General features: G+C 75.2%; 17 protein-coding genes. 8 read left to right on the forward strand and 9 right to left on the reverse strand.

Going from position 1 to position 21,144, the window contains the following annotated elements:
* Positions 1-69 precede the first annotated feature (69 nt).
* Positions 70-990, reverse strand: a complete 921-nt coding sequence (locus ACFQBR_RS08375; protein WP_344180623.1) for an ABC transporter ATP-binding protein — start codon at positions 988-990, stop codon at positions 70-72.
* A gap of 170 nt (positions 991-1,160) precedes the next feature.
* Here ACFQBR_RS08375 and ACFQBR_RS08380 point away from each other — a divergent pair, with 170 nt between their 5' ends.
* On the forward strand, positions 1,161-2,435 hold the full coding sequence (locus tag ACFQBR_RS08380) for a sensor histidine kinase (protein ID WP_344180625.1): 1,275 nt from the start codon (positions 1,161-1,163) through the stop codon (positions 2,433-2,435).
* Positions 2,432-3,091 (forward strand): response regulator transcription factor, encoded by a 660-nt coding sequence (locus ACFQBR_RS08385; RefSeq protein WP_344180627.1) that lies wholly within the window; start codon positions 2,432-2,434, stop codon positions 3,089-3,091. The genes ACFQBR_RS08380 and ACFQBR_RS08385 overlap by 4 nt, the downstream gene beginning before the upstream one ends.
* A gap of 145 nt (positions 3,092-3,236) precedes the next feature.
* On the opposite strand, the gene ACFQBR_RS08390 is transcribed toward ACFQBR_RS08385, so the two are convergent.
* Entirely contained in the window at positions 3,237-5,711 is a 2,475-nt protein-coding gene (locus ACFQBR_RS08390; RefSeq protein ID WP_344180629.1) for a GH92 family glycosyl hydrolase, read from the reverse strand.
* 406 nt (positions 5,712-6,117) lie between these two features.
* Positions 6,118-7,758, reverse strand: a complete 1,641-nt coding sequence (locus ACFQBR_RS08395; protein ID WP_344183729.1) for a glycoside hydrolase family 10-like protein — start codon at positions 7,756-7,758, stop codon at positions 6,118-6,120.
* 557 nt (positions 7,759-8,315) lie between these two features.
* On the opposite strand from ACFQBR_RS08395, the gene ACFQBR_RS08400 reads away from it, so the two are divergent.
* Positions 8,316-9,041: a hypothetical protein gene (locus tag ACFQBR_RS08400; protein WP_267949817.1), complete on the forward strand. Its 726-nt coding sequence runs from the start codon at positions 8,316-8,318 to the stop codon at positions 9,039-9,041.
* Positions 9,042-9,077: 36 nt separating this feature from the next.
* Positions 9,078-9,503, forward strand: coding sequence for a hypothetical protein (locus tag ACFQBR_RS08405; RefSeq protein WP_267949816.1), 426 nt, complete (start codon positions 9,078-9,080; stop codon positions 9,501-9,503).
* Positions 9,504-9,583: 80 nt separating this feature from the next.
* On the opposite strand, the gene ACFQBR_RS08410 is transcribed toward ACFQBR_RS08405, so the two are convergent.
* Complete coding sequence (locus ACFQBR_RS08410; RefSeq protein WP_267949815.1) at positions 9,584-10,150, reverse strand: type I-E CRISPR-associated protein Cas6/Cse3/CasE; 567 nt, start codon at positions 10,148-10,150, stop codon at positions 9,584-9,586.
* 269 nt (positions 10,151-10,419) lie between these two features.
* Positions 10,420-11,457: an LLM class flavin-dependent oxidoreductase gene (locus ACFQBR_RS08415; protein ID WP_344183770.1), complete on the reverse strand. Its 1,038-nt coding sequence runs from the start codon at positions 11,455-11,457 to the stop codon at positions 10,420-10,422.
* A 1,270-nt stretch (positions 11,458-12,727) separates the two neighbouring features.
* Here ACFQBR_RS08415 and ACFQBR_RS08420 point away from each other — a divergent pair.
* Entirely contained in the window at positions 12,728-14,083 is a 1,356-nt protein-coding gene (locus ACFQBR_RS08420) for an L-lactate MFS transporter (protein ID WP_344183733.1), read from the forward strand.
* An 83-nt stretch (positions 14,084-14,166) separates the two neighbouring features.
* The gene (locus ACFQBR_RS08425; RefSeq protein WP_267949813.1) at positions 14,167-14,301 is read left to right on the forward strand and encodes an MFS transporter small subunit; all 135 of its coding nucleotides are present in this window, start codon (positions 14,167-14,169) and stop codon (positions 14,299-14,301) included.
* A 219-nt stretch (positions 14,302-14,520) separates the two neighbouring features.
* Here the strand turns inward: ACFQBR_RS08425 and ACFQBR_RS08430 are convergent, their stop codons facing one another.
* Positions 14,521-15,522, reverse strand: a complete 1,002-nt coding sequence (locus ACFQBR_RS08430; protein ID WP_378552696.1) for a DMT family transporter — start codon at positions 15,520-15,522, stop codon at positions 14,521-14,523.
* A gap of 25 nt (positions 15,523-15,547) precedes the next feature.
* Here ACFQBR_RS08430 and ACFQBR_RS08435 point away from each other — a divergent pair, with 25 nt between their 5' ends.
* Positions 15,548-16,963 carry an aminotransferase-like domain-containing protein gene (locus ACFQBR_RS08435; RefSeq protein WP_344183737.1) on the forward strand — a complete coding sequence of 472 codons (1,416 nt, stop codon included), beginning with the start codon at positions 15,548-15,550 and terminating at the stop codon, positions 16,961-16,963.
* On the opposite strand, the gene ACFQBR_RS08440 is transcribed toward ACFQBR_RS08435, so the two are convergent.
* Positions 16,882-17,718 carry a DNA alkylation repair protein gene (locus ACFQBR_RS08440; RefSeq protein ID WP_344183739.1) on the reverse strand — a complete coding sequence of 279 codons (837 nt, stop codon included), beginning with the start codon at positions 17,716-17,718 and terminating at the stop codon, positions 16,882-16,884. The two genes, ACFQBR_RS08435 and ACFQBR_RS08440, sit on opposite strands and share 82 nt — an antisense overlap.
* 137 nt (positions 17,719-17,855) lie before the next feature.
* Positions 17,856-18,755, reverse strand: a complete 900-nt coding sequence (locus ACFQBR_RS08445; protein ID WP_344183741.1) for a Vgb family protein — start codon at positions 18,753-18,755, stop codon at positions 17,856-17,858.
* Between the two features lie 415 nt (positions 18,756-19,170).
* On the opposite strand from ACFQBR_RS08445, the gene ACFQBR_RS08450 reads away from it, so the two are divergent.
* Complete coding sequence (locus ACFQBR_RS08450; RefSeq protein ID WP_267949808.1) at positions 19,171-19,518, forward strand: DoxX family protein; 348 nt, start codon at positions 19,171-19,173, stop codon at positions 19,516-19,518.
* A 49-nt stretch (positions 19,519-19,567) separates the two neighbouring features.
* Here the strand turns inward: ACFQBR_RS08450 and ACFQBR_RS08455 are convergent, their stop codons facing one another.
* Positions 19,568-21,073: a sodium:solute symporter gene (locus ACFQBR_RS08455; protein ID WP_344183743.1), complete on the reverse strand. Its 1,506-nt coding sequence runs from the start codon at positions 21,071-21,073 to the stop codon at positions 19,568-19,570.
* Between the last annotated feature and the right edge of the window lie 71 nt (positions 21,074-21,144).

The raw sequence follows: 21,144 nt of genomic DNA on the forward strand, positions 1-21,144 counted from the left end.
GGCTGTGGTGTCCGGCCGCCCCGCGGAGCCGCCGCGGGGCGCGACGGCCGGGCGTGCCGGGGCCCGGGGTCATCGGGGGCCGACCGGGGCGAAGCGGTGCACGGCGGTGTCGCCGGTGAGTTCCATGAAGACGTCCTCCAGGCTGGCGCGCTGCTGGACCAGGGCGTGCAGGGTGACGCCGTGGCGGGCGGCGATCTCGCCCACCCGGGCCGCGTCCGCGCCGAGCACGGTCAGCCCCCCGCCGGAGGCGTCGCGCTCGACCGCCAGGCCCGCCTCGTCCAGGACGGCCGCGAGCAGGTCCCGGTGCGGGGTCGAGACGCCCACCCTCCCCGTGGCCCCGCGCCGGATGAGCTCGTCCGTCCTCTCCTCGGCGATGAGCCGTCCCGCGCCGATCACCACGACCCGGTCGGCGGTGTCGGCCATCTCGCTCATCAGGTGGCTGGAGACGAGGACGGTGCGCCCCTCCGCGGCCAGGCCCCGCAGCAGGGTGCGGATCCACCGCACCCCCTCGGGGTCCAGACCGTTGACGGGCTCGTCGAGGACGAGCGTGCCCGGGTCTCCGAGCAGCGCCCCGGCGATGCCCAGGCGCTGGCGCATGCCCAGCGAGTAGCTCGCGATCCTGTGCCGGGCGGCGTCGGCCAGGCCGACCGCCTCCAGGACCTCGCCGGTCCTGCGGGCCGGCAGGCCGCCGGCGCGGGCCAGCCACCCCAGGTGGGCGGCGCCCGTCATGCCGGGAGGAACGGCCTCGGTGTCGAGCAGGGACCCGACCTCGCGCATGGGCTCCGTCAGATCGCGGTAGCGGCGGCCGTTCACCAGCACGCGCCCCTCCGTGGGGCGCTCCAGGCCCAGCGCGAGCCGCATCGTGGTCGACTTGCCCGCGCCGTTGGGCCCGAGGAAGCCCGTGACCTGCCCTGCCGGGACCGTGAACGAGAGTGCGTCCACCGCCTTGCGCCCCCTGTACTCCTTGGTCAGTTCCTCGACCTCGATCACGCCGCCTCCGGATGCGAGTGCTGTCCCGGCCCCTCGTGGACCGGCTCGCTCCAGGCAACCGTCCGGGGCGGTGGACCCGCGAGCACACAAGGTGGTCTTCCCCGTCGACGAAAGTTGTCTTCCGTCCCCGGCCCGCCCCGACCGGCCCTGCGCGGGCCTACCGTGGGGGCATGGTCGATACGGACGGGGCGGACACGGCCCCGGTGACAGGGGCCGGGGGGCCGCCGTCGGCGCCGGCGCGGCGCGACGCGGGCATGCGCAGGGCGGCGGCCGTCGTCCTCTCCGTGGTCGCCGTGGCCAACGGACTGTTCTGCCAGGCGATCATGCCCGGCGCCGCCCCGGGCACGGTGGCCCTCGGCGTCGCGGTCATGGTCGCCGCGTCGCTGGCGGCGCCCGTGGCGCGACCGGAGCCGCTCACGTCCGTCCTGGTCACGGTCGCCGCGTGCGTCCTGCTGGTCGCCCCCGACTCGGTGTGGCGCGACCTCTCCCACGAGGGCGGCCTCGTGTGGCCGCTCCTCGCGGTCGCCTGGTGCGGCGCGGTCCTGGTGCGCGAGGGGTGGGCGCCCCGCCATTTCGCCCTGGGCGGGGCGGCGCTGGCCGGCTACGTCGCGGTCGCCACCGCCGTGGCCCTGCCCGCGGGCGGCCCCGTCCTGGTCACGGTGCTCAACGCTGCGGCGCCCGTCCTCGGCGGCGCCTCCCTCAGCCTCTGGGCGAGGCTGGGGGAGGCGCGCCGGGAGCGGGTCCTCCAGGAGGAGCGGGAGCGGGCGCTGCTCACCGACCGGGCCCGGGCCGACGAGCGGAGGCGCCTGGCGGCGGAGATGCACGACGTGGTCTCGCACCAGGTCAGCCTGATGGTGCTGCAGGCCGGCGCGCTGGCCGTGGCGACCTCGGACCCGGGGGTCCGCGAGGCGGCCGACGGCATCCGCGCGGCGGGGAGCCGCGCGATCGAGGAGCTGCGCGGGATCATGGGGGTGCTGCGGGAGGACCGGGCCGCGGACGCGGAGCACCCGGACGCGTTCCCCGCCGGTCCCGCGGAGCCCGGGCCGGACCCGGCCGTACTGGCGGAGGAGGCGCGCGCGGCCGGGCAGCGGGTGGAGCTGACGGTCACCGGGGCCCCCGCCGGAGCGGCCCCGCACACCGCCCGCGCGGTGTACCGCATCGTGCAGGAGGGGCTGACCAACGCCCGCAAGCACGCCCCGGGCTCCGGGGTCGGGGTGGACCTGCGCTACCGCCCGGACGCCGTCGTGGTCGAGGTGGTGAACTCCGCCCCCGTGACCTCGCCCGACCCCCTGTTCGCCGGGGGCGGGGCGGGGTCGGGGCTGGAGGGGCTGCGCCAGCGCGTGGACCTGCTCGGCGGGACGTTCGCGGCGGGGCCGGACGGCGGCGGGGGGTTCAGGATCGGTGCGGTGCTGCCGGACGGGGACAGGACGGGGGAGGCTCCGTGATCCGGGTGGTCGTGGTCGACGACGAGCCGATGGTGTGCGCGCACCTGCGCACGATCCTCGGCTCGGCGGACGACATCGAGGTGGTGGGCCAGGCCGGGGACGGTGCGGAGGCGGTCGAGGCCGTGGTCCGCCTGCGGCCCCGGGTCGTGCTGATGGACCTGCGCATGCCGGGGGTCGACGGCATCGCCGCCATCAGGCGCGTCAACGCGCTGGCGGACCCGCCGGTCGTCGTGGCGCTCACCACGTTCGACGACGACGCGCACGTGGTGCGCGCGCTCAGCGCCGGCGCGATCGGGTTCCTGGTCAAGACCACGCCCGCGGAGGACCTGGTCAACCTCGTGCGGGTGGCCGCCGACGGGCACACGGTGATGTCGCCTGTCGCGGCCCGCCGCCTGCTGGGCGCCTCGGCCGGCGACCGCGTCCGCGCGGAGGACGCGCGCGCACGCGTGCGGGGTCTGAGCGTACGGGAGCGCGAACTCCTGGGCTGTCTGGGCGAGGGCATGTCCAACGCCTCGATCGCCGCCCGCCTGTTCCTGTCCGAGTCGACCGTGAAGAGCTACGTGTCGCGCATGCTCGCCAAGCTCGACTGCGAGAACCGCACGCAGGCCGGCCTGCTCGCCCACGAGGCGGGCCTCGCGGCCCCTCCCCCGCCGTGAGGTCGCCAGGGCCGCCGGTTCCGAGCCGCGCGGGCCTCACCGTGCAGGCCTGACACCGGGTGGGGGCGGGGCCTCGACTCCCGCCCGGGGTCGAGGCCCCCGCGCCCGGTCCTCGCGGAGCGGGCGCGGCGAGCGCGGGCCCGTGTCAGTGGTCGACCGGCAGGTCCTCCGCGCCGGTGGCCCACTCCGTGTCCGGCTGTGTGCCCAGGACGTGGGTGAGGGTCCCTCCCCCGGTGGTGAAGTCCTCCGGGAGCCACGAGCGCCCGTACGGCTCACCGTCCAGGCGCACCGAGTCGATGTAGACCGCGTCCGGACCGGCGTTGCGGGCGACCACGGTGATGGGCGGGCGCCCCCGCGGAGCGATCCGCGCGTACGGGAACACGGGGCTGGACAGCAGCAGTTCGCCGCGTCCGGGCGCCTGCGGGAAGAGCCCCAGGCTCGCGAAGACGTACCAGGCGGACATGGTCCCGAGGTCGTCGTTGCCCGGGAGCCCGCTCGGCCCCGTCCCGTACTGGGAGGCGGCGATCTCGCGCACCGTCTCCTGGGTCTTCCACGGTTGGCCGAGCGCGTTGTACAGCCAGGGGGCGTGGATGCCGGGCTCGTTCGTGGGGTCGTAGCGGAGGGGGTCGCCGCCGCCCACCGACCACTCGCCGCCGGGGGTGCGGAAGAACCCGTCCAGGCGTGCGGCGGCGGCCCCGCGCCCGCCCATCGCCTCGGCCAGGCCGCCGACGTCGTGCGGCACCATCCAGGTGTAGGTGGCGCTCGTGCCCTGGGCGAAGCCGGTGTCCCGGGCGGGGTCGAACGGGGTCACCCACGAGCCGTCGGCGTCGCGCGCCTGGACGTACCCGGCGCCGGGGGTCGCGTCGGGGTTGAACACGTTGCGCCAGTACCCGCCGCGCTCGGCGAAGGCGGCGGCGTCGGACCCGCGTCCGAGCCGGGCCGCCCACTGGCCCAGGGAGTGGTCGGCGACGGAGGCCTCCAGGGTCTCGGCCGCCCCGCCCCAGCAGTGGCAGTCGTCCTGGGGCGCGTAGTGGAGTTCGAGGTAGCGCTCCAGGTGCGGCCGCTGTCCCTCGCACTGGCCGGGGCACCCGGCGTCGGACAGCCCGTCGGGGTGCGGCTCGGTGGCCTGCGCACGCAGCGAGTCGTAGGCGGCCCGGGTGTCGAAGCCGTCCACGCCCATGGCGGCGAACGTGGCCAGGGTCGCGGCGGAGGGGTCGCCCGTCATCACGTGGGTGGGCCCGTTGATGTGGACCCAGCGGTCCCACACCCCTCCGTTCTGCTCGGAGAAGTTCAGGAGGGACTGGGCGAAGTCGCCGGCCACCTCCGGTTCCAGGAGCGCCAGCAGCTGGATCTGCGCACGGTACTGGTCCCAGCCGGAGAAGTTCGTGTACTGGGCGCCCTGGTCGCCGGTGATGCGGTGGGGTTCGCCGTCCATGCCGGGGTAGCGCCCGTCGACGTCGCTGACCAGGTTGGGCTGGAGCAGGGAGTGGTAGAGGGCGGTGTAGAAGGAGGTGAGCCGGTCCTCGGTGCCGCCGCCGACGCGGACGGTGCGCAGGCGCCGGTTCCACGCCTCCTCCGCCTCCGCGGCGACCGCGTCCACGTCCGCGCCCTCCCCTGCGGGGATCTCGGCGGCCAGGTTCTCCTCGGCCCCGTGCGCGTCCACGTAGGAGATCCCCACGCGCACGCCCACGGTCGCGCCCTCCTCGAAACCGACGTAGCCGCCGGAACCGGCGCCCCGGCGGGCGGCCCTGTCGTAGCCCTCACCGCCCGACGCGGTCGTGGCGCCCTCCCGGAGTTCGCCGTCCTCCCAGGTGCCGACCTCGGTGAACGGGGTGTCGAAGTGCGCGGTGAAGTGCAGGCGGTAGTACGACCTGCGGTTGTTCTCCCCGCCGTTGGCCCGCTGCCCGCAGAAGGCGCCCGTCAGCACGGAGCCGGACACCGTGCGCGCCTCCTCGTCGATGCTGATCTCGGCGTCCTCGCTGCCGTTGAGCGAGTTGGAGGTGCGGAAGAGCAGGTTCGCGGGGACGCCGTCGGGGAAGGCGAACTCGCCCGCGCCCGCCCGGTCGGTGACGGACAGGTCGGTGCGCACCCCGTTCTCCAGGGTGACGGTGTAGCGGCCCGGGGTGGCGGACTCGTCCGCGTGGTCGAAGTCGCTCGCGTAGACCTCGTCCGCGCCGTCCGCGCTGGGCGAGGTGTCCACGGGCACGGTGACCGGCATGACCGGCACGTCCCCCGCCGCTCCGGGATGGCACCCGGCGCCGTTGACGTGCGTGAGCGCGAACCCCCGGACCCGGGTGGCGTCGTAGGCGTAGCCGTTGGCGGCCCCGGTGTCGGTCTGGTCGCCGCGGGTCGTGGTGGGGCTCCACGAGACCATGCCGAACGGCCGCACCGCGCCGGGGTAGGTGTTGCCGCCGCCGGAGGTGCCGATGAACGGGTCCACGTACCGTGCGGGCGAGCCGACGGCCGAGGGCCCGGGTGCCGGGGCGGCGGTCGCCGGGACGGGGAGGAGCAGTGCGGCGCCCACGGCCAGGGCGAGGACCGGGGCGAGCGGGCGCGGGAGGCGGCGGGCGCCGCGGGGGACGGCGGGTCCCGTGCCGCGGGTGTGTGCGGGGGAGGTCATCCTGGGCTGGATCCTTACGCGGGGGTGGCGGACGGCTCCGGTGAGTGTGCCCCACGGGGGCGCGGGAGGCCAGACCCCGTTCCGTGAGTTGGCGCGGTCTTCGCCGCCCCGTGGCCGGGGCGTCACGGACGCCTCCGGCCCGCCGCCCGCGTGTCACGCGGGCCCCGGCTCACCGGCCGCGGGGCCAGGCGCGGGGCCGGGCGCGGGGCCGCGGCCGGGGCGGGGTCCGGGACACGCCGGGAGCCGCCGCGGCCGGGTCGGTCGGAGACCGGCGACGGGCCCGCAGGGCGAGCCTGGAGGGACGGGGCCGCGGGCCGGGCCCTGGAGGGGCCGGTCCCGGGAAACGTCCGGGAGCCGTACCGCGGGGCACGGCTCCCGGGCGCCGCTCTTCCGGGGGTGGTCGGTGTCAGCGCACGTAGCGCGGGTTGCTCACACCGCTCTCGTGGTGCAGGCGGTCCAGTGCGGTCACGTAGTAGGTGCGGTCGCCCTCCGCGGCGGGCGCGGTGAAGACCGTCTCCCGGCCCTCGGCGCGGACCGTGCCGACCATGGAGCGCGGGTCCTCGATGCCGCACGCGGCCCCGTCCCTTCCGGGCGGGCCGTCGAAGGCGTAGACCGCGTAGTAGGCGGGGTCCTGGCCGCGCCCCGGCCGGATGGTCAGCTCGGTGCCGCCGTCCCCCCTCACGGCGCGGGTGACCACGGGCTCGGCCGGCGCGGCCCCTCCGAGGTCCTCCTTGACGGGTACCAGTGCGGGGTGGGCGTAGTGCTCGTCCACCACGACGTCCATGCCCGCCCGTGCGTTGGTGGCCAGCGAGGTGGCGCTGAAGTAGACGTCGCCGTGCACGCCGGGGCGGTCGCGGTTGAACTCCAGGTGCCGGGCGAGTTCGCGCGGGTCGGACCAGGCTCCCGCGTTACCCGCCTTGTAGGCGGCCTGGCCGATGTAGAGGTGGGTGCCTGTGCCCTCCGCGACCTCCTCCCACCAGGGGACCAGCACCGCGTAGTCGGCCACCGGCAGGCCGATCTCCCAGTAGACCTGCGGGTTGATGTAGTCGAGCCACCCCTCGGTGACCCACTTGCGGCTGTCCGCGTACTGGCCGTCGTAGGACTGGGAGCCGTTGGTGTCGGAGCCGTCCGGGTCGCTGGAGGCGTTGCGCCAGATCCCGAAGGGGCTGATGCCGAACTTCACGTGGGGTTTGGCGGCGTGCACCGCCTCGCTCATGCCCTGGACCATCAGGTCGACGTTGTTGCGGCGCCAGTCCGCCACGTCGTCGAACGCGCCGCCGTGCTCGGCGAAGGTGTCCTCGTCCGGAATCGTCTGCCCCGCCACCGGGTAGGGGTAGAAGTAGTCGTCGAAGTGGACCCCGTCCAGATCGTAGTTCTCGACCGAGTGCATCATCGCCTCGATCACGAACTCGCGGGCCTCGGGGACGCCCGGGTCGTAGTAGAGCCTGCCCCCGTACTCGAAGACCCAGTCCGGGTTCTGCCGGGCGGGGTGGTCCTCGACCAGCCGCGCCGGGTCGGCGTGCATGGCGACCCGGTAGGGGTTGTACCAGGCGTGGAACTCCAGGTTGCGGGCGTGGGCCTCCTCGACGGCGAACTCCAGGGGGTCGTAGCCGGGGTCGCCGCCCTGCTCGCCGGTCAGCCACTCCGACCAGGGCTCGTACGGGGAGGGCCAGAACGCGTCGGCGGTGGGGCGGATCTGCACGAACACGGCGTTGAGGCCGTCGTCCACCGCCCGGTCGTAGAGCGCGGCGAGCTCGGCCTGCTGCTCCTCGGGGGTGAGCCCCTGCTCGCTGGGCCAGTCGATGTTCTGCACCCCGGCGATCCACTCGGCGCGCATCTGCCGCTTGGGCGGGGCCTGGGGGTCGGTCTCGCACACTCTGTCGGGGGCGCCCGTCCCGGCCCCGCGCGGGGCGGCGCCGGCCGGCGCGGTGGCCAGGGAGGTGGTGAGCACGGCGGCGAGGACGCCGCAGAGGAGGGCCGTTCGGGGGATCAGGACCGCGGCCCGTGAGGGCCGGGACGCGGTGCGGTTCCGGTGCGGTGGCGCCAACGTGGCTCCTTCCGACTTGTGTCCGCGCGGGCGGAGGGCGGGCGGGGGGCCGGTCGCCGCCCCGGGACAACTGTGCGCGACGGTCAGGTCGCTTTCAGAAGAGAACCTTCATGATTTGCCGAACGAAGGCAAGAGTCCTACGGGAGGTTGATACTCATATGAAAGAAAGAGCCTTATGGGCGTTCTGCCTTGCCCTGCCGACCCGCCGTGTCGGCGGACGGGGGCCGCCCCGCCCGGGGGGCGTGCGGGTGCGGACCGGGGCCCCGCCGACCGGTGCGGACGCGGTCCGGGAGCGGCCGCGGCCGGGCCCCACGCGACGCCGGTGAACCGCGGCCGGCCATGGGCGGGCCCCCTTCGCCGAACCCCCGCGCACACCCTAGACTGCCCGGGATCCCGGACCTTCCGTTCCCCCGGGCGCGGGCGCCGGAGAGGGCGGGAACGACGTCCCGGGCGTTCCCGGGGCGCGGCGCCCGCCCCGCCGCTCCCCCTCCCGGCGGCGTCCCGCGCCGCATGCGGGGCCGGTCCGTCCCCTCACCCCGTGGAAAGGGCCGTACCCGGTGGACCTCTTGCGCGTCGTCGTCGGCGCGGGCATCTCCGTGCTCCTGTCCTACAGCCTGCCGTGGGCCCGCCGCACCTGGTGGCGGGCCGCGCTGGTGGCCCTCGCCTTCGGGCTGTACGCGCTGGCGCCGCTCCTGCCCGGCTGGGGGCCGGCGCTCCTCCTGCTCGCCTGCCCCGCCATCGCGGTCGCCCTCGCCCGCCTCGCCAGGGGCGACGAGAACGCCCAGACGTCGCCGACCCTGTTCAACGACCGGCCCGGGCTCGTGCTGTGGCCCCTGGGCGCTCTCGTGGGCGCCTGCCTGCTCGGGGCCCTGGTCCACGACGCGTCCGGCTCCGTCGCGCTCGCGGCCCGGCTGTTCGGGGACGACCGCCTCTTCGTCGTCGTCGCCGGGTTCGTCCTCGCGACCTTCATCGGCGGGGAGGTCGTCACGCACCTCCTGCGCCCGTTCACGAAGGCCCTCGACGAGGAGGAGGGCGCGGAGATGAGGTCGCTGAGGGGCGCGGGAGCGGTCATCGGATGGCTGGAGCGCTCGCTGATCTACGCCTTCGTGCTCGCCGGCCGCCCCGAGGGCGCGGCCCTCGTCGTGGCCGTCAAGGCGCTGGCCCGGTTCCCCGATCTGCGGGCCCACCAGAAGGGCTTCGCGGAGTACTTCATGATCGGCTCACTGAGCAGCCTGGGGGTCGCGGCCTTCGTCGGATTCGCGGCCCTCACTATAATGTCGTGAGACGGGTGCGACGCCGCCCGACTCAGGAGGGTGTCTGTGTACCTCAGAGAACACGACCTCGTCAAGAAGGTCCTGTCGCTAGGACTTCCCGAACACGACTTCGTCATCGCCGGCAGCGGCCCGCTCCTGGCCCACGACCTCCGCTGGGAGGTCGGGGACATCGACGTCGTCGCCCGCGGGGCCGCCTGGGAGAGGGCGCTGACCCTGGGCGAGCCCGAGGACGCCCCCTTCGGCGACGGGGTCCGCCGGGTCCTCCTCTTCGACGACCGGGTCGAGATCCTCAACGGGTGGTTCCCCGACATCTGGACGGTCGACGAGCTGATCGACGGCGCCGAGGTGATCGACGGCCTCCGCTTCGCGGCCCTGGACAACGTGCGGGTGTGGAAGACGCTCCTGGGCCGGAGCAAGGACCACCTCGACGTCAAGCTCATCAACGAGTACCTGGAGTCCGTCGCCCACTGAGGGCGCGTGCCCCCTGCCCGGAGCGCCCGCGGTGCCGGCGCCGGCACCGCGGCCCCGTGCCCCCTCCGGGGCCTCCCGCCCTAGACGGTCGGCGCGGTGCTGGTCAGGAGCAGGCCGGCGCCGGTGCTGCGTCCCGCGCCGATCCCTCCCAGGCACAGCTCCTGGAGCGCCTCGCTGTCCTCCACGACGGCCTGGCCCGTGAAGTGGTACCGGGCGGGCCTGCCGCCCAGCCGCTTCCACCTGGCGGACGTCACCCTCAGCGCGCCCGCCGTCTTGGCCTCGATCCACTCCTGGAACTCCGACTCCTCCAGGGCGACCCGCTTGCCCCGCGGTCGCGGCTCGTCGGCGTCCGCGTCGGCCCCGCGCTGCCCGGTGGGCGCGGCGATCAGCTCCCAGCGGATGGTCTCGCCCTCCGTGTGGCGGGGCGGCGGCTGCATCGTCGCCGCGTACGCGCCGGGGATCTTCCCCCAGGCGGGGGCCGTGTCGGAGCTGACCACGAGCGTGGTCGGGGACACGCGCGCCCACAGCACCCGGGCGTCGGAGTCCGGGTCGGGGTCGACGGCCTCCCGTACGGACCGCCCCATGGACGCCCACTGGTCCATGGGGGTGCTGCGCTTGGGGTTGAGACTGATGCGAGCCAGGTACAAGGATTTCCGATCCGGGTCTCGTCCCCGCCGGGGCGGGGCGTGTGTGCGGGCGCGGACGGCCGGGCCTCCCCCGTCCGCTCTGGATCCTTCACTGTACGAGGCCCGGACGCCTGTTCGTCCCGTTCACCGGGGCGGCGGCCCGGTCGTGGAGCTCCGGCCCCGCCGCACGGCACGGTGGTCCGCTCCCGCCCGGGTGAACCGGCTCCAGGCGGCCCGGTTCCGGACGGCCCGGACCGGGTGGCCCGGTTCCGGACGGCCCGATCCGGTCCTCACACCCCCTGCCCTCCCCGCCCCGCGGGCGTCCAGCCGAGCAGGGGGCCCAGCCGTGTGGCGGTGTCGGTGAGGATCTGCTCGTAGTCCTCGTACTCGAACGTGAAGGGCAGCGCGAACACGACCTCGTCCACCTGCTGGAACCCGGCGTGCTCCGCCAGCGCCTGCGCGATCCGCTCCGAGCTCCCCACGAGGTCGGGGGCGAAGAGGAGGCGCCCGGGCCCCTGCGGCGCGGTGGTGCGCGCGAGACGGCCCCGCGCGTACTCCTCGTACTTGCGGCGCTGTGCGGGCGTGGCGCTGTCGGTGGGGATCACCACGAGCCCCTGCGAGACGCGCGCCCGCTCCCCGAGCGGGTGGCGCTCGCGGAACCGCAGGATGTGGGAGCGCTGCACGCGGGCGAAGTCGTCGTCCTCCTCGGCCCGGACCACGCTGCTGGTCAGCAGGTTGAGCCCCTGCTCCCCCGCCCACTCGGCGGAGGCCAGTCCGGCCGCCCCGTACCAGACGCGGCCGGCCAGCCCCGGCGAGTGCGGCTGGACGCGCCGCGAGTACGTCTCGATGCCCTCCCGGCCGGAGAACGTGCTGACCGGTTCGCCGCGCAGGTTGTGCAGGAGCCGGGACAGGCGCGTGCGGCCGAAGTCCTCCGCGTCCCAGCTGTCCGGGTAGAGGTGCTGCTTGATGTGGTCGTAGTGGGTGGGAGGCCCCACGCTGACCCCCGGGTTGAGCCGCCCGCCGCTGAGGACGTCGACGGTCGCGAGGTCTTCCGCCAGCCGGAACGGGTTCTCCAGCCCGAGCGGGATCACCGCCGTGCCCAGCTCGATGCGGGAGGTGCGCTGGGTGGCCGCGGCCAGGACCGCGACGGGCGAGGAGATGCCGTGTTGGAGGTGCCGGTCGCGCAGCCAGGCGCTGTCGAAGCCGAGACTCTCCCCGAGTTCGATCATCCGGAGCGTGTTCTCGTGGCCCGCGGCGGGTTCGTCCTCGTCGAACAGGCCGATCGTGAGGAATCCCAGCTTCGAGAGGGGGCGTTCCGGGACGGTCATCGCTTCCACCGCACTTTCCCTGTCTGGACGGTAGGAAGATCCTAGGCAACCGGCCGCCCCGCCGCCCCGTGTGCGACCGTCGCGCGTCCGGTGGGATGGGTCACGCGGCACGTCGGCACGGGGGCGCGTCGCCACGGCCGCGCAGGCGGCCCGGCGGGCCGGGGGGCCGGGGGGCCGGGGGGCCGGGGGGCCGGGGGGCACGCGACCGGGACGGTCCCGTCCGGAGGGCGAAGGACGCGGGCCCTCCGGTGCGGACGGGTGCGTCGGGCGGCGGAGAATGGCCTCCCCCTTTTCCCCACCCCTTTCGCCATTTCCCCCGCCCCCTTCCAGGAACGCGCAGAAATCCGTACGCGCACCCACGCGGATTCCACCGATCCGCCTCCGGGAAGAACGCGGGGGATCGGCGCGCCTTTTCCTTTTCCCCGCCTCCCCACCGGGGAGGGTCCGCCCCGGGAAGGGCGGCGGGCCCTCCCCGGAGGGGAGGCGGGAGGCGGTGCGGCAGGCCCCCGACCTGGCGAAGGACGGCCTCACGGGCGGTGACGACCCGCGCGCCCGGCCCGAGCCGGACGGAACGCGCGCCCGGCCGACGGCCTCGCGCGAAGGTCCTCAGAAGAGCCCGGAACCCCACGAACCCGCAGCTCAGGACTCTGCAGCAGGGCGCGCCCCATCCCTTCGGGACCTCCGGCCCCTCTCGCGCGCGAGAACGGCTCACCGCGCCTTCGGTCACCCGAGGTCACCCGAGGCCGGCCCCCTCCGCAACAGGGGGCCCGCCCTTGTTCGGCGACATACGCACCTGTACTGTGTCCGCATGTTGTCGAGCCAGCTCAGGCACCCCACGGCGCTGGCAGAAGGACGCAACGGCGTCCTGACGGTGCAGGCGCGCCCTGTTTCCGGGCCCGTGCCCCTCACCGCGACGCGCACAATCGAATTCTTTTTCGGCACCCCCGGCCAGACGTGCGGAAACCGCATTCCCGTTTCCGTTCCCGAGGACGCGGGAGCCGTCGTGCGGGGTCCCTCCGGCCACCGCGCGCCGGCCGGCCCCGCCGCCGGGACCGCTGCCACGGCGGGAACCCCGGCCCCCGGGGCCGGTCGCGCGCTCCCCGGCGCCTCGCACCGCGTCGGCGGAGGACCCGACCGGTAGCGCCCCCGCGGTCCCTCCCGCCCCCGACGGCGCTCCGCACGAGCCCCCGTCCGGAACGGGACCGCACCTGGAAGACCCGCGCGCGGCAACCGGATACCGCGCGTGCCCGATCAGTGAAGAGGATGGTCCATGCCGTCGTTCCTTGACCGCGAGAGAAGCGTGGCCCCCCCGGGCTACAGCCGGTGGCTCATCCCGCCGGCGGCACTCGCCGTCCACCTCTCCATCGGCCAGGTGTACGCCTTCAGCGTCTTCAAGACCCCCCTGGTCGAACGGTTCGACACCTCGCTGACCGCGATCGGGGTCGTCTTCAGCATCGCCATCGTCATGCTCGGCCTGTCCGCCGCGTTCGGCGGCAAGTGGGTGGAGCGCAACGGCCCGCGCAAGGCCATGTTCGTCTCCGGGGTGTGCTGGGCGGGCGGCTTCCTGGTCGGTTCGCTCGGCGTGGCGACCGGCCAGCTCTGGCTGCTCTACCTCGGCTACGGGTTCCTCGGCGGGATCGGCCTCGGCATCGGGTACATCTCCCCCGTCTCCACGCTGATCAAGTGGTTCCCGGACCGCCCGGGGATGGCCACGGGCCTGGCCATCATGGGGTTCGGCGGCGGCGCCCTCATCGCGTCCCCACTGTCCTCAGCGCTCCTGGACCGGTACGCCGCGACGCCCTCCGAGGCGATCGTTCCCACGTTCCTCACCCTGGGCGCCGTGTACTTCACGGCCATGATGCTGGGCGCCGCGACCGTCCGGGTGCCGCCGCCGGGGTGGACCCCCGAGGGCGGCGCTCCCGCCCAGGCGCCCCCCGCGCGCGAACAGGTCCAGGACGGCCTCAGCGTGGAGGCGGCCTTCCGCACCCGGCAGTTCTGGCTGCTGTGGATCGTGCTGTTCTGCAACGTCACCGCCGGGATCGGCATCCTCGAGCAGGCCGCCCCCATGGTGCAGGACTTCTTCACCGGCGTGGGCCCGGCCGAGGCCGCCGGGTACGTCGGCGTCCTCTCGCTGTGCAACATGCTGGGACGCTTCATCTGGTCCTCCACGTCCGACGCCCTCGGGCGCAAGCGCACCTACATCGGCTACCTGGGGCTCGGCTGCGTGCTGTACCTGGTCATCGCCGTGGCCGGCACGAGTTCCGTGGCGCTCTTCGTGGCGGTCACCGGTGTCATCCTGTCCTTCTACGGGGGCGGCTTCTCGACGATCCCGGCCTACCTGAAGGACCTGTTCGGCTCGTTCAACGTGGGGGCCGTCCACGGCCGCATCCTCACCGCGTGGTCGTGCGCGGGCATCGCGGGGCCGCTGATCGTCAACGTGGTCGCCGACAGCCAGCTCGCGGCGGGCCGTTCGGGCGCCGACCTGTACACCGCCTCCCTGTACCTCATGGTGGCCGTGATGGCGGTCGGGTTCACGGCCAACATGCTGGTGCGCCCGCTGTCCGCGTCCGCGACGCCGACCACGGGAAAGGCCGGCCCGGACCGGTCCCGCGAGGCGGTCGCGTGAGCGCCGGACGGACGCCGGGAGCGCCCGGCGGGCAGGAGGAACGGCAAGCGCCCGGAGGGACCGGGCCGCGGAGGGAGGACCCGGTGGACGGTACGGAACGAGGCGGGCAGACGCTGTCGAAGGCGGCGGCGCTCTTCCTGTGGGCGGTCGTGGTCGTCGCCCTGGGCTACGGGGTGGTGCGGACCGCGGTCCAGGCCGCGGCCCTGTTCACCGGCTGACCGGAGGACACGCCGCGGGCGCGGCTCCCCCGGCCGGAGCGGGGGCGGAGCCGCGCCCGTGACGGCGCCGGGGGCCTCCCGTCCGGGAACCGCGCCGGAGGGGTTCACCGCCCCCACGGGGAACGCGCCCCGTGCCCGGACCCCGTTCCTCCGTCCGAGCCGGTCCGAACCCCGCCCGGCGAAACCGGGCGGGGTCGCGCGTGGAAGGGGTCGTGCCGGCTAGCCGCGGGGTCCCGTGCGCCACCGGCCCGTCCGGTCCCCGCCGGTTCCGCCACGGCTCCGCTGCGCCGGGTCGGCCCCCGCCGCGGTCCCGGCCCCCTTCCCCGCGGTCGGCCGCAGGCGGGCGCGGACGGCCGTCGCCGCGCAGGCGACCACCGCCACCCCTCCGAGGACCGTGGGCCAGGTGAGCTGTTCGTGCAGGATCAGGGCGGCCCAGCCGATGGTCATGACCGGCTGGACGAGTTGGACCTGGCTGACCTGCGCCATCGGGCCGATCGCCAGTCCCCGGTACCAGGCGAAGAAGCCGAGGAACATGCTCACCACCGCCAGGTAGGCGAAGGCCGCCCACTCGGCGGGGGAGCCGCTCGGCGGCCGGTCGGCCACCGCCACCCCCGTGAGGACGGCCATCAGGGGGAAGGACAGGACGAGGGCCCAGGAGACGGTCTGCCACGCGCCGAGTTCGCGCGCCAGGAGCCCGCCCTCCGCGTAGCCGACCGCGGCCGATGCCACGGCGCCGAACAGCAGGAGGTCGGACAGGTACGGTCCGCCGGGCCCGCCGTCCTGCAAGGAGGCGAACACGACGGCGGCCACCGCGCCGACGGCCGCCGTGGTCCAGAAGCGGGCCGGGGGCCTCTCGCGCCCGCGGAGCGCCGCCGTCACCGCCGTCGCCGCGGGCAGGAGGGCGATCACGACGGCACTGTGGCCCGCCGAGGCGGAGGTGAGGGCGAAGGAGGTGAGCACCGGGAAACCGACGACCACGCCTCCGGCGACGACGGCCAGGCGGCCCCACTGGCTGCCGCGCGGCAGGCTCTGCCCCGTGAACGCCAGGGCGGCGGCCGCCAGGAGCGCGGCGACGACCGCACGGCCGGAGCCGGTGAACAGCGGTGACATCCCGCCGCCCTCGACGGCCACGCGCGTGAAGGGGACGGTCAGGGAGAACGCCGTGACCCCGAGCAGGCCCCACAGCAACCCGGCCCGGGAGGATAGCGCTGGTCGCGTCATCTGAGTAGCGCTACTGTTGTTCTTCATGAACAACGATAGCAGTTCGCGTATCGTCGCAGGGCTCCGCGCGTGGATCGCCACGGCCCCGCCGGGGGCGAGGCTGCCGTCCACGCGGGCCCTGGTGGCGCAGTACGGGGCGAGCCCGGTCACGGTGCAGAAGGCGCTGCGGACACTGGTCTCCCAGGGTGCCGTGGAGAGCCGCCCCGGGGTGGGGACCTTCGTCCGCGCGGCCCGGGCCGCGCGTCCGCACGACTACGGGTGGCAGACCGCCGCGCTCGGCCCGACGGACCGGCTCGCGCCCCGGTCGGCCGCCGCGCTGCGCACCGCCCCCGACGGCGCCGTCGCCCTGCACTCGGGCTACCCCGACCGCGAACTCCTCCCCGAGCGCCTGGTGCGCGGAGCGTTCACACGGGCCGCACGCGGCGCGTCGGCCGTCGCGCGGCCCCCGGCCGCCGGCCTCCCGGACCTCCGGGCGTGGTTCGCGACCGAGTTGGGGGCGGACTCCCCCGCCGGGGTCGCGCCGCCCGCCCCCGGCGACGCCGTCGTCCTGCCGGGGAGCCAGAGCGGGCTCAGCACCGCCTTCCGCGCCCTGGTCGGCGCGGGCCGCCCGCTGCTGGTGGAGTCGCCCACCTACTGGGGGGCGCTCCTGGCCGCCGCGCAGGCGGGAGCACGGGTCGTACCGGTGCCCAGCGGCGCCGGGGGACCGGACCCGGACTCCCTGGCCCGCGCGTTCGAGCGCACCGGGGCGAGCGCCTTCTACGCCCAGCCGAACTTCGCCAACCCCACCGGGGCGCGCTGGTCCCCGGACCTGGCCGACCGGGTGCTGGGCACCGTGCGCCGCTTCGGCGCGTTCCTGATCGAGGACGACTGGGCGCACGACTTCGGGATCGAGGACGGGCCGGCGCCCGTGGCCGCGCGCGACGACGGCGGGCACGTGGTGTACCTGCGCTCGCTGACCAAGAGCGTGTCCCCGGCCGTGCGCGTCGCCGGGGTGGTCGCCCGCGGCCCCGCCCGGGAGCGGATACTCGCCGACGCCCGGGCCGGGTCCCTGTACGTCAGCGGCGTGCTGCAGGCCGTCGCGCTCGACGTCGTCACCCAGCCCGCCTGGCGCACCCACCTGCGGGGGCTGCGCCACCAGCTGGCCGCCCGGCGCGACCTCCTCGCCGGCGCCCTGCGCGAGCACGTCCCCGCCGCGCACCTGGAGGCGCTGCCCCGGGGCGGGCTGAACCTCTGGGTCCGGCTCCCCGACAGCACCGACCTGCCGCGGCTCGTCGCGGACTGCGAGGACCTCGGGGTCGTCGTCGCCCCGGGCGACGAGTGGTTCCCCGCCGAACCCACCGGCCCCCACCTGCGGCTCAACTACGCCGGACCGGACCCCGGGTCCTTCCCCGACGGGGTGCGCGCGCTCGGCCGGGCGCTCGCGTGCCAGGAGCCGCGCTGATCCTGCGCCGAGGGCGCGGGGCCCACGCCTTCGGCCGCGCCCGCGGTCCCCGGTGACGCGCGCCGGTCCGGCGGGAGCTTCTCGACCGCCGCGCGGAGCAGCGGCCGCGGCGCACCGGCCGCGTGGGCGTCCAGGAAGCCCAGGAGGCGGACGCGGTCCACGTCCCCGGCCGCACGCAGCATCCACCCGACCGCCTTCTGCACCAGCTCGTGGTCGTCGTGGACGAGGATCCCGGAGAGCGCGAAGGTGTCGTCCAGGTCCCGGTGGCGGATGAAGTGCGCGGTCGCCACGATCGCGGTCCGCCGCTCCCACGGGTTGTCCGAACGTGCCAGGTCGTACAGCACGTCGCGCGGGCGGCCGTTCAGGTGGCGGCCGAGGACGTGGTGCGCGGCCAGGTCGACCAGGTCCCAGTTGTCGACCCGGTCGTGGCGCCGCAGGTACAGCTCCGCCAGGGCCCCGATCTGCTCGGGGGTGGCGCCGCGGTGCCGGGCCTTCTTCTCCATGATGCTCATCGCCCCGGCGCGGGCCTCGTGGACGGGGCTCTCCATGAGCACCTCGATCTGGTCGAGGTCCATGGCCGTGAACTCCTTCGCGAGGGAGAACACGGTGCCCATGCGCACGCCCACGAAGTAGTCGTCCGGGTCCTGGTCGTCGGCGTCGAAGCGGAAGTAGCGCTGGTACTTGCGGAGTTCCCCGTCGTCGCGGTGCTCGTCCAGCCGCTTCAGGAACGCCGCCGCGGTCGGTTCGGAAGCCATGGGCGACAAGATAGCCGACGCCGTGCGCCCGGTCACGGGTCGGTCCTCCGGCCCGGACGGACCGGGTCCGGGACGGCGAGGACGCCGGTGCGGGAACGTGCCGCCGCCCCGGGTCCGGGGGCTCCCCGCGCCCGGCCTCAGGGGGCCAGGCGGGCGAGGCTCCCGTTCTCCAGGGCGGCCCACACCGCGCCGTCCGCGGTGACCGCGATCCCGTGGGGTTCGCTGCGGGGGGTCGGCAGGTCGACCAGGTCGATCTCCCCCTCGGCGGTGACGTGCCCGATCCGGTTCGCGCCCCACTCCGTGAACCAGCACCCCCCGGCGGGGTCGGCGGTGATCGCGTGGGGCCGCGAGTCGCGCCGGGGCAGGGGGAACTCCCGGACGTCGCCGTCCGGCGTGAGGCGTCCGACCTGTCCGGCGCCGATCTCCACGAACCACAGGGCCCCGTCGGCGCCCGCGGTGATGCCCACGGGCGCAGCGCCGCGGGTGGGGAGGGCGTGGACCGTGACGTGTCCGCCGACGGTGATCCGGCCGACCGCGTCGGCCTGGTTGAGGGTGAAGTACAGGGCCCCGTCCGGCCCCGCGGTGACGAACGACGGGAAGCCGCCCCGGGTCGGCAGGGGGAACCCGGTGATCTCCCCGTCCGGGGTGATGCGCCCGATGCGGTCGGTGTTCATCTCGGTGAACCACAGCGCCCCGTCGGGTCCCGCCGCGATGCCGAAGGGGCGTGCGCCGGGGACGGGCAGCGCGAAGGACCCCGCCTCGCCCTCCGCTGTGATGCGGCCGATCCTGTCGTCCTGGGTGCGGGTGAACCAGAGCGCGCCGTCGGGGCCCGGGGTGATGAGCGAGGGGCCGCAGGTCGCGGAGTCCAGCGGGTACAGGGTCGCCGCGCCGTCCGGCGCCAGGCGGGCGATCTGCCCGTGGTGGACGAGCGTGGCCCAGAGGGAGCCGTCGTCCGCGCCGGTGACGCCGTAGGGGCCGGCGCCCGGCGCTGCCAGCGGGTGCTCCCGGAGGGTGCGGGCGTGTGCGTGGTGGGTCATGTGGGGCCTCCTGTCCGGCGGACCATCGTGGTCGCGGGGCGGGGCGCGCGCAACCGCTTTTCCGCGCGCGTGCGCGCCGCGGGCCCCGGCCGCCGGTGCCGGCTCACCCGAGCGCCTTTTGCGCGCGCGTGCGCGTGCCGCAAGCACGCGGTGGGCTGCGCCGGGTGGGCCGCGCCCCGGTGACGCCGGGCGGGCGTGCGGCGGCCGTCGGCCCCTGGGCGCGGCAGGGCCCGTGTCACGTTGGGGAGCCGGCGCCCGTCAGAAGGGACGAGACACACCGGAGCGACACTTCCCGGAGGTGGAAGGACATGACCCCTCGAACGGCCCGTTCCGACACGGGCGCCACCACGGACGCGCGGGATCGCGGCCCCCGGCCCCCGGCCGCCACGGCACCGGCGGCGGGCGGGAGGCCGTCATGACCGCCGCCTATATCGCGGTGACCGTGCTCACCGCCGCCGCGAACGGCTTCTTCGCCGTGGCGGACCTCCTCCGCGCCCGGTTCGTCCTCGCCAACTCGGCCGCCGTGGGGGTGCCCGAGTCCTGGCTGACCGCGCTGGGTCTGCTCAAGGGGGCCGGGGCCCTGGGCCTGCTCCTCGGGCTGGCCGGGGTTCCGCTCGTGGGGACGGCGGCCGCGCTCGGCCTGGTCCTGTTCTTCGTCGGCGCGGTGGCCGTGCACCTGAGGGCGCCGGACCTGTCCCTCCTCGTGCCCCTCGGATTCCTCGGAGCGGCGGCCGGCGCCCTGTTCCTGTCCCTCGCCGTGTGAGGGCGACGGGCCGCGTGCGTCCCCGGGTCCCGGGCCCCGCCGGGCGGGGTCAGGGGCTCTCCCCGTCCGGCGTCCGCTCCGGCTCCGCTTCCGGAGCCGGAGCGGGGGCGCTCCCGCGGTGGCGCAGCGACAGCAGGTAGCCCAGACCGAGCACGATGGCCGTGCCGATCGCCGTGTACCACGTGAACCCGACCAGGCCCGGCGCGAAGAGGAAGAGGCAGGCCATCGTCGCGACGGCCGCAGCGAAGGCGACGGCGGCGTCGGACTGGCGGGCCCGGTGGACCCACAGGCCCAGGAAGAACGCGCCCAGGAGGCCGCCGTAGGTGATGCTGGCCACGGACAGGCCCAGTTCGACGACGGGGGTGTCCGTCCCGGTGAACATCGCCCCCGCGCCGACGAACACCAGCCCCCACCCGAGGGTGAACAGGCGCCCGAGCCGCAGCCCCTGGACGTCGGTGAGGGGGCGGCGGGCGAACCGCTCGTAGAGGTCGGCCATGGTGGAGGACGACAGCGCCGACAGGGACGAGGACAGGGTGCTCATCGCGGCCGCCATGATGCCGGCGAGCAGGAGCCCCGACAGGCCCGTGGGCAGCCCCTCGACGATGAACACCGGGAACAGCTCGTCGGAGTTGGCGAGGCCGAGCCGCTCGGTCGAGGCGCCCTCGAAGTAGGAGTACAGGGCCAGGCCGACCGTGAGGAACAGGGCGAACTGGAGGAAGACCACGACGGCGCTGCCGATCACCGCCTTCTGCGCGTCGCGGAGGCTGCGGCAGCCCAGCAGCCGCTGCACGATGATCTGGTCCGCGCCGTGCGAGGCGGTGGAGAGCAGGGCCCCTCCCAGTACCGCGGTGACCGTGGCGTACGGCGAGGAGACCGGGTTCGACGTGAAGTCGAGGAACCGGGTCTTGCCCTCCTCCGCGGCGACCGCGAGGAAGTTCACGTCGAGGCTCTCGACGATGACGACGAGGGCGACGACGCCTCCGAGCGCGTACAGCGCCATCTGGAGGACGTCCACCCACACCACCGCCCTGATGCCGCCGATGAGGGTGTAGAGGACGGTGACCCCGCCGAGCAGGGCGATGATCGTGAAGTAGGGCAGTTCGATCCCGTAGGAGTCCAGGACGATCTTCATGGGGATGGCGGCGGCGAACATCCGCACACCGTCCGCGAGGAGCCGGGTGAACAGGAACGTCACCGAGGCCGTGCTCTGCATGCCCCGGCCGAAGCGCAGGCCGAGGTAGGCGTAGGCCGTGGTCATCTCGCCCTGGTAGTACCGGGGCAGCAGCACGAACGCGACGACGACGCGCCCGATGAGGTAGCCGACCGCCACCTGGAGGAAGGTCACGTCCCCCAGGTAGGCCACGCCGGGGAGGCTGATGACGGTCAGGGCGCTGGTCTCGGTGGCCACGACGGACAGGCAGACCGCCCACCAGGGCAGGTTGCGGCCGCCGATGAAGTAGTCGCGTGTGTTGCGCTGGCGGCCGGACAGCCTCAGGCCGAGCCATGCCGAGCACAGCAGGTACACCACGATGACCGCGAGATCGACGGCGTGCACGGGGCGGCTCCGGGAGGTGGGGGGCGGGGGCGGGCGGGGCGGGTCACGGCGCCGGGGTCGGTGCGGTATGT

It is taken from the genome of Nocardiopsis tropica, from assembly GCF_042660575.1.
Lineage (GTDB): Bacteria > Actinomycetota > Actinomycetes > Streptosporangiales > Streptosporangiaceae > Nocardiopsis > Nocardiopsis tropica.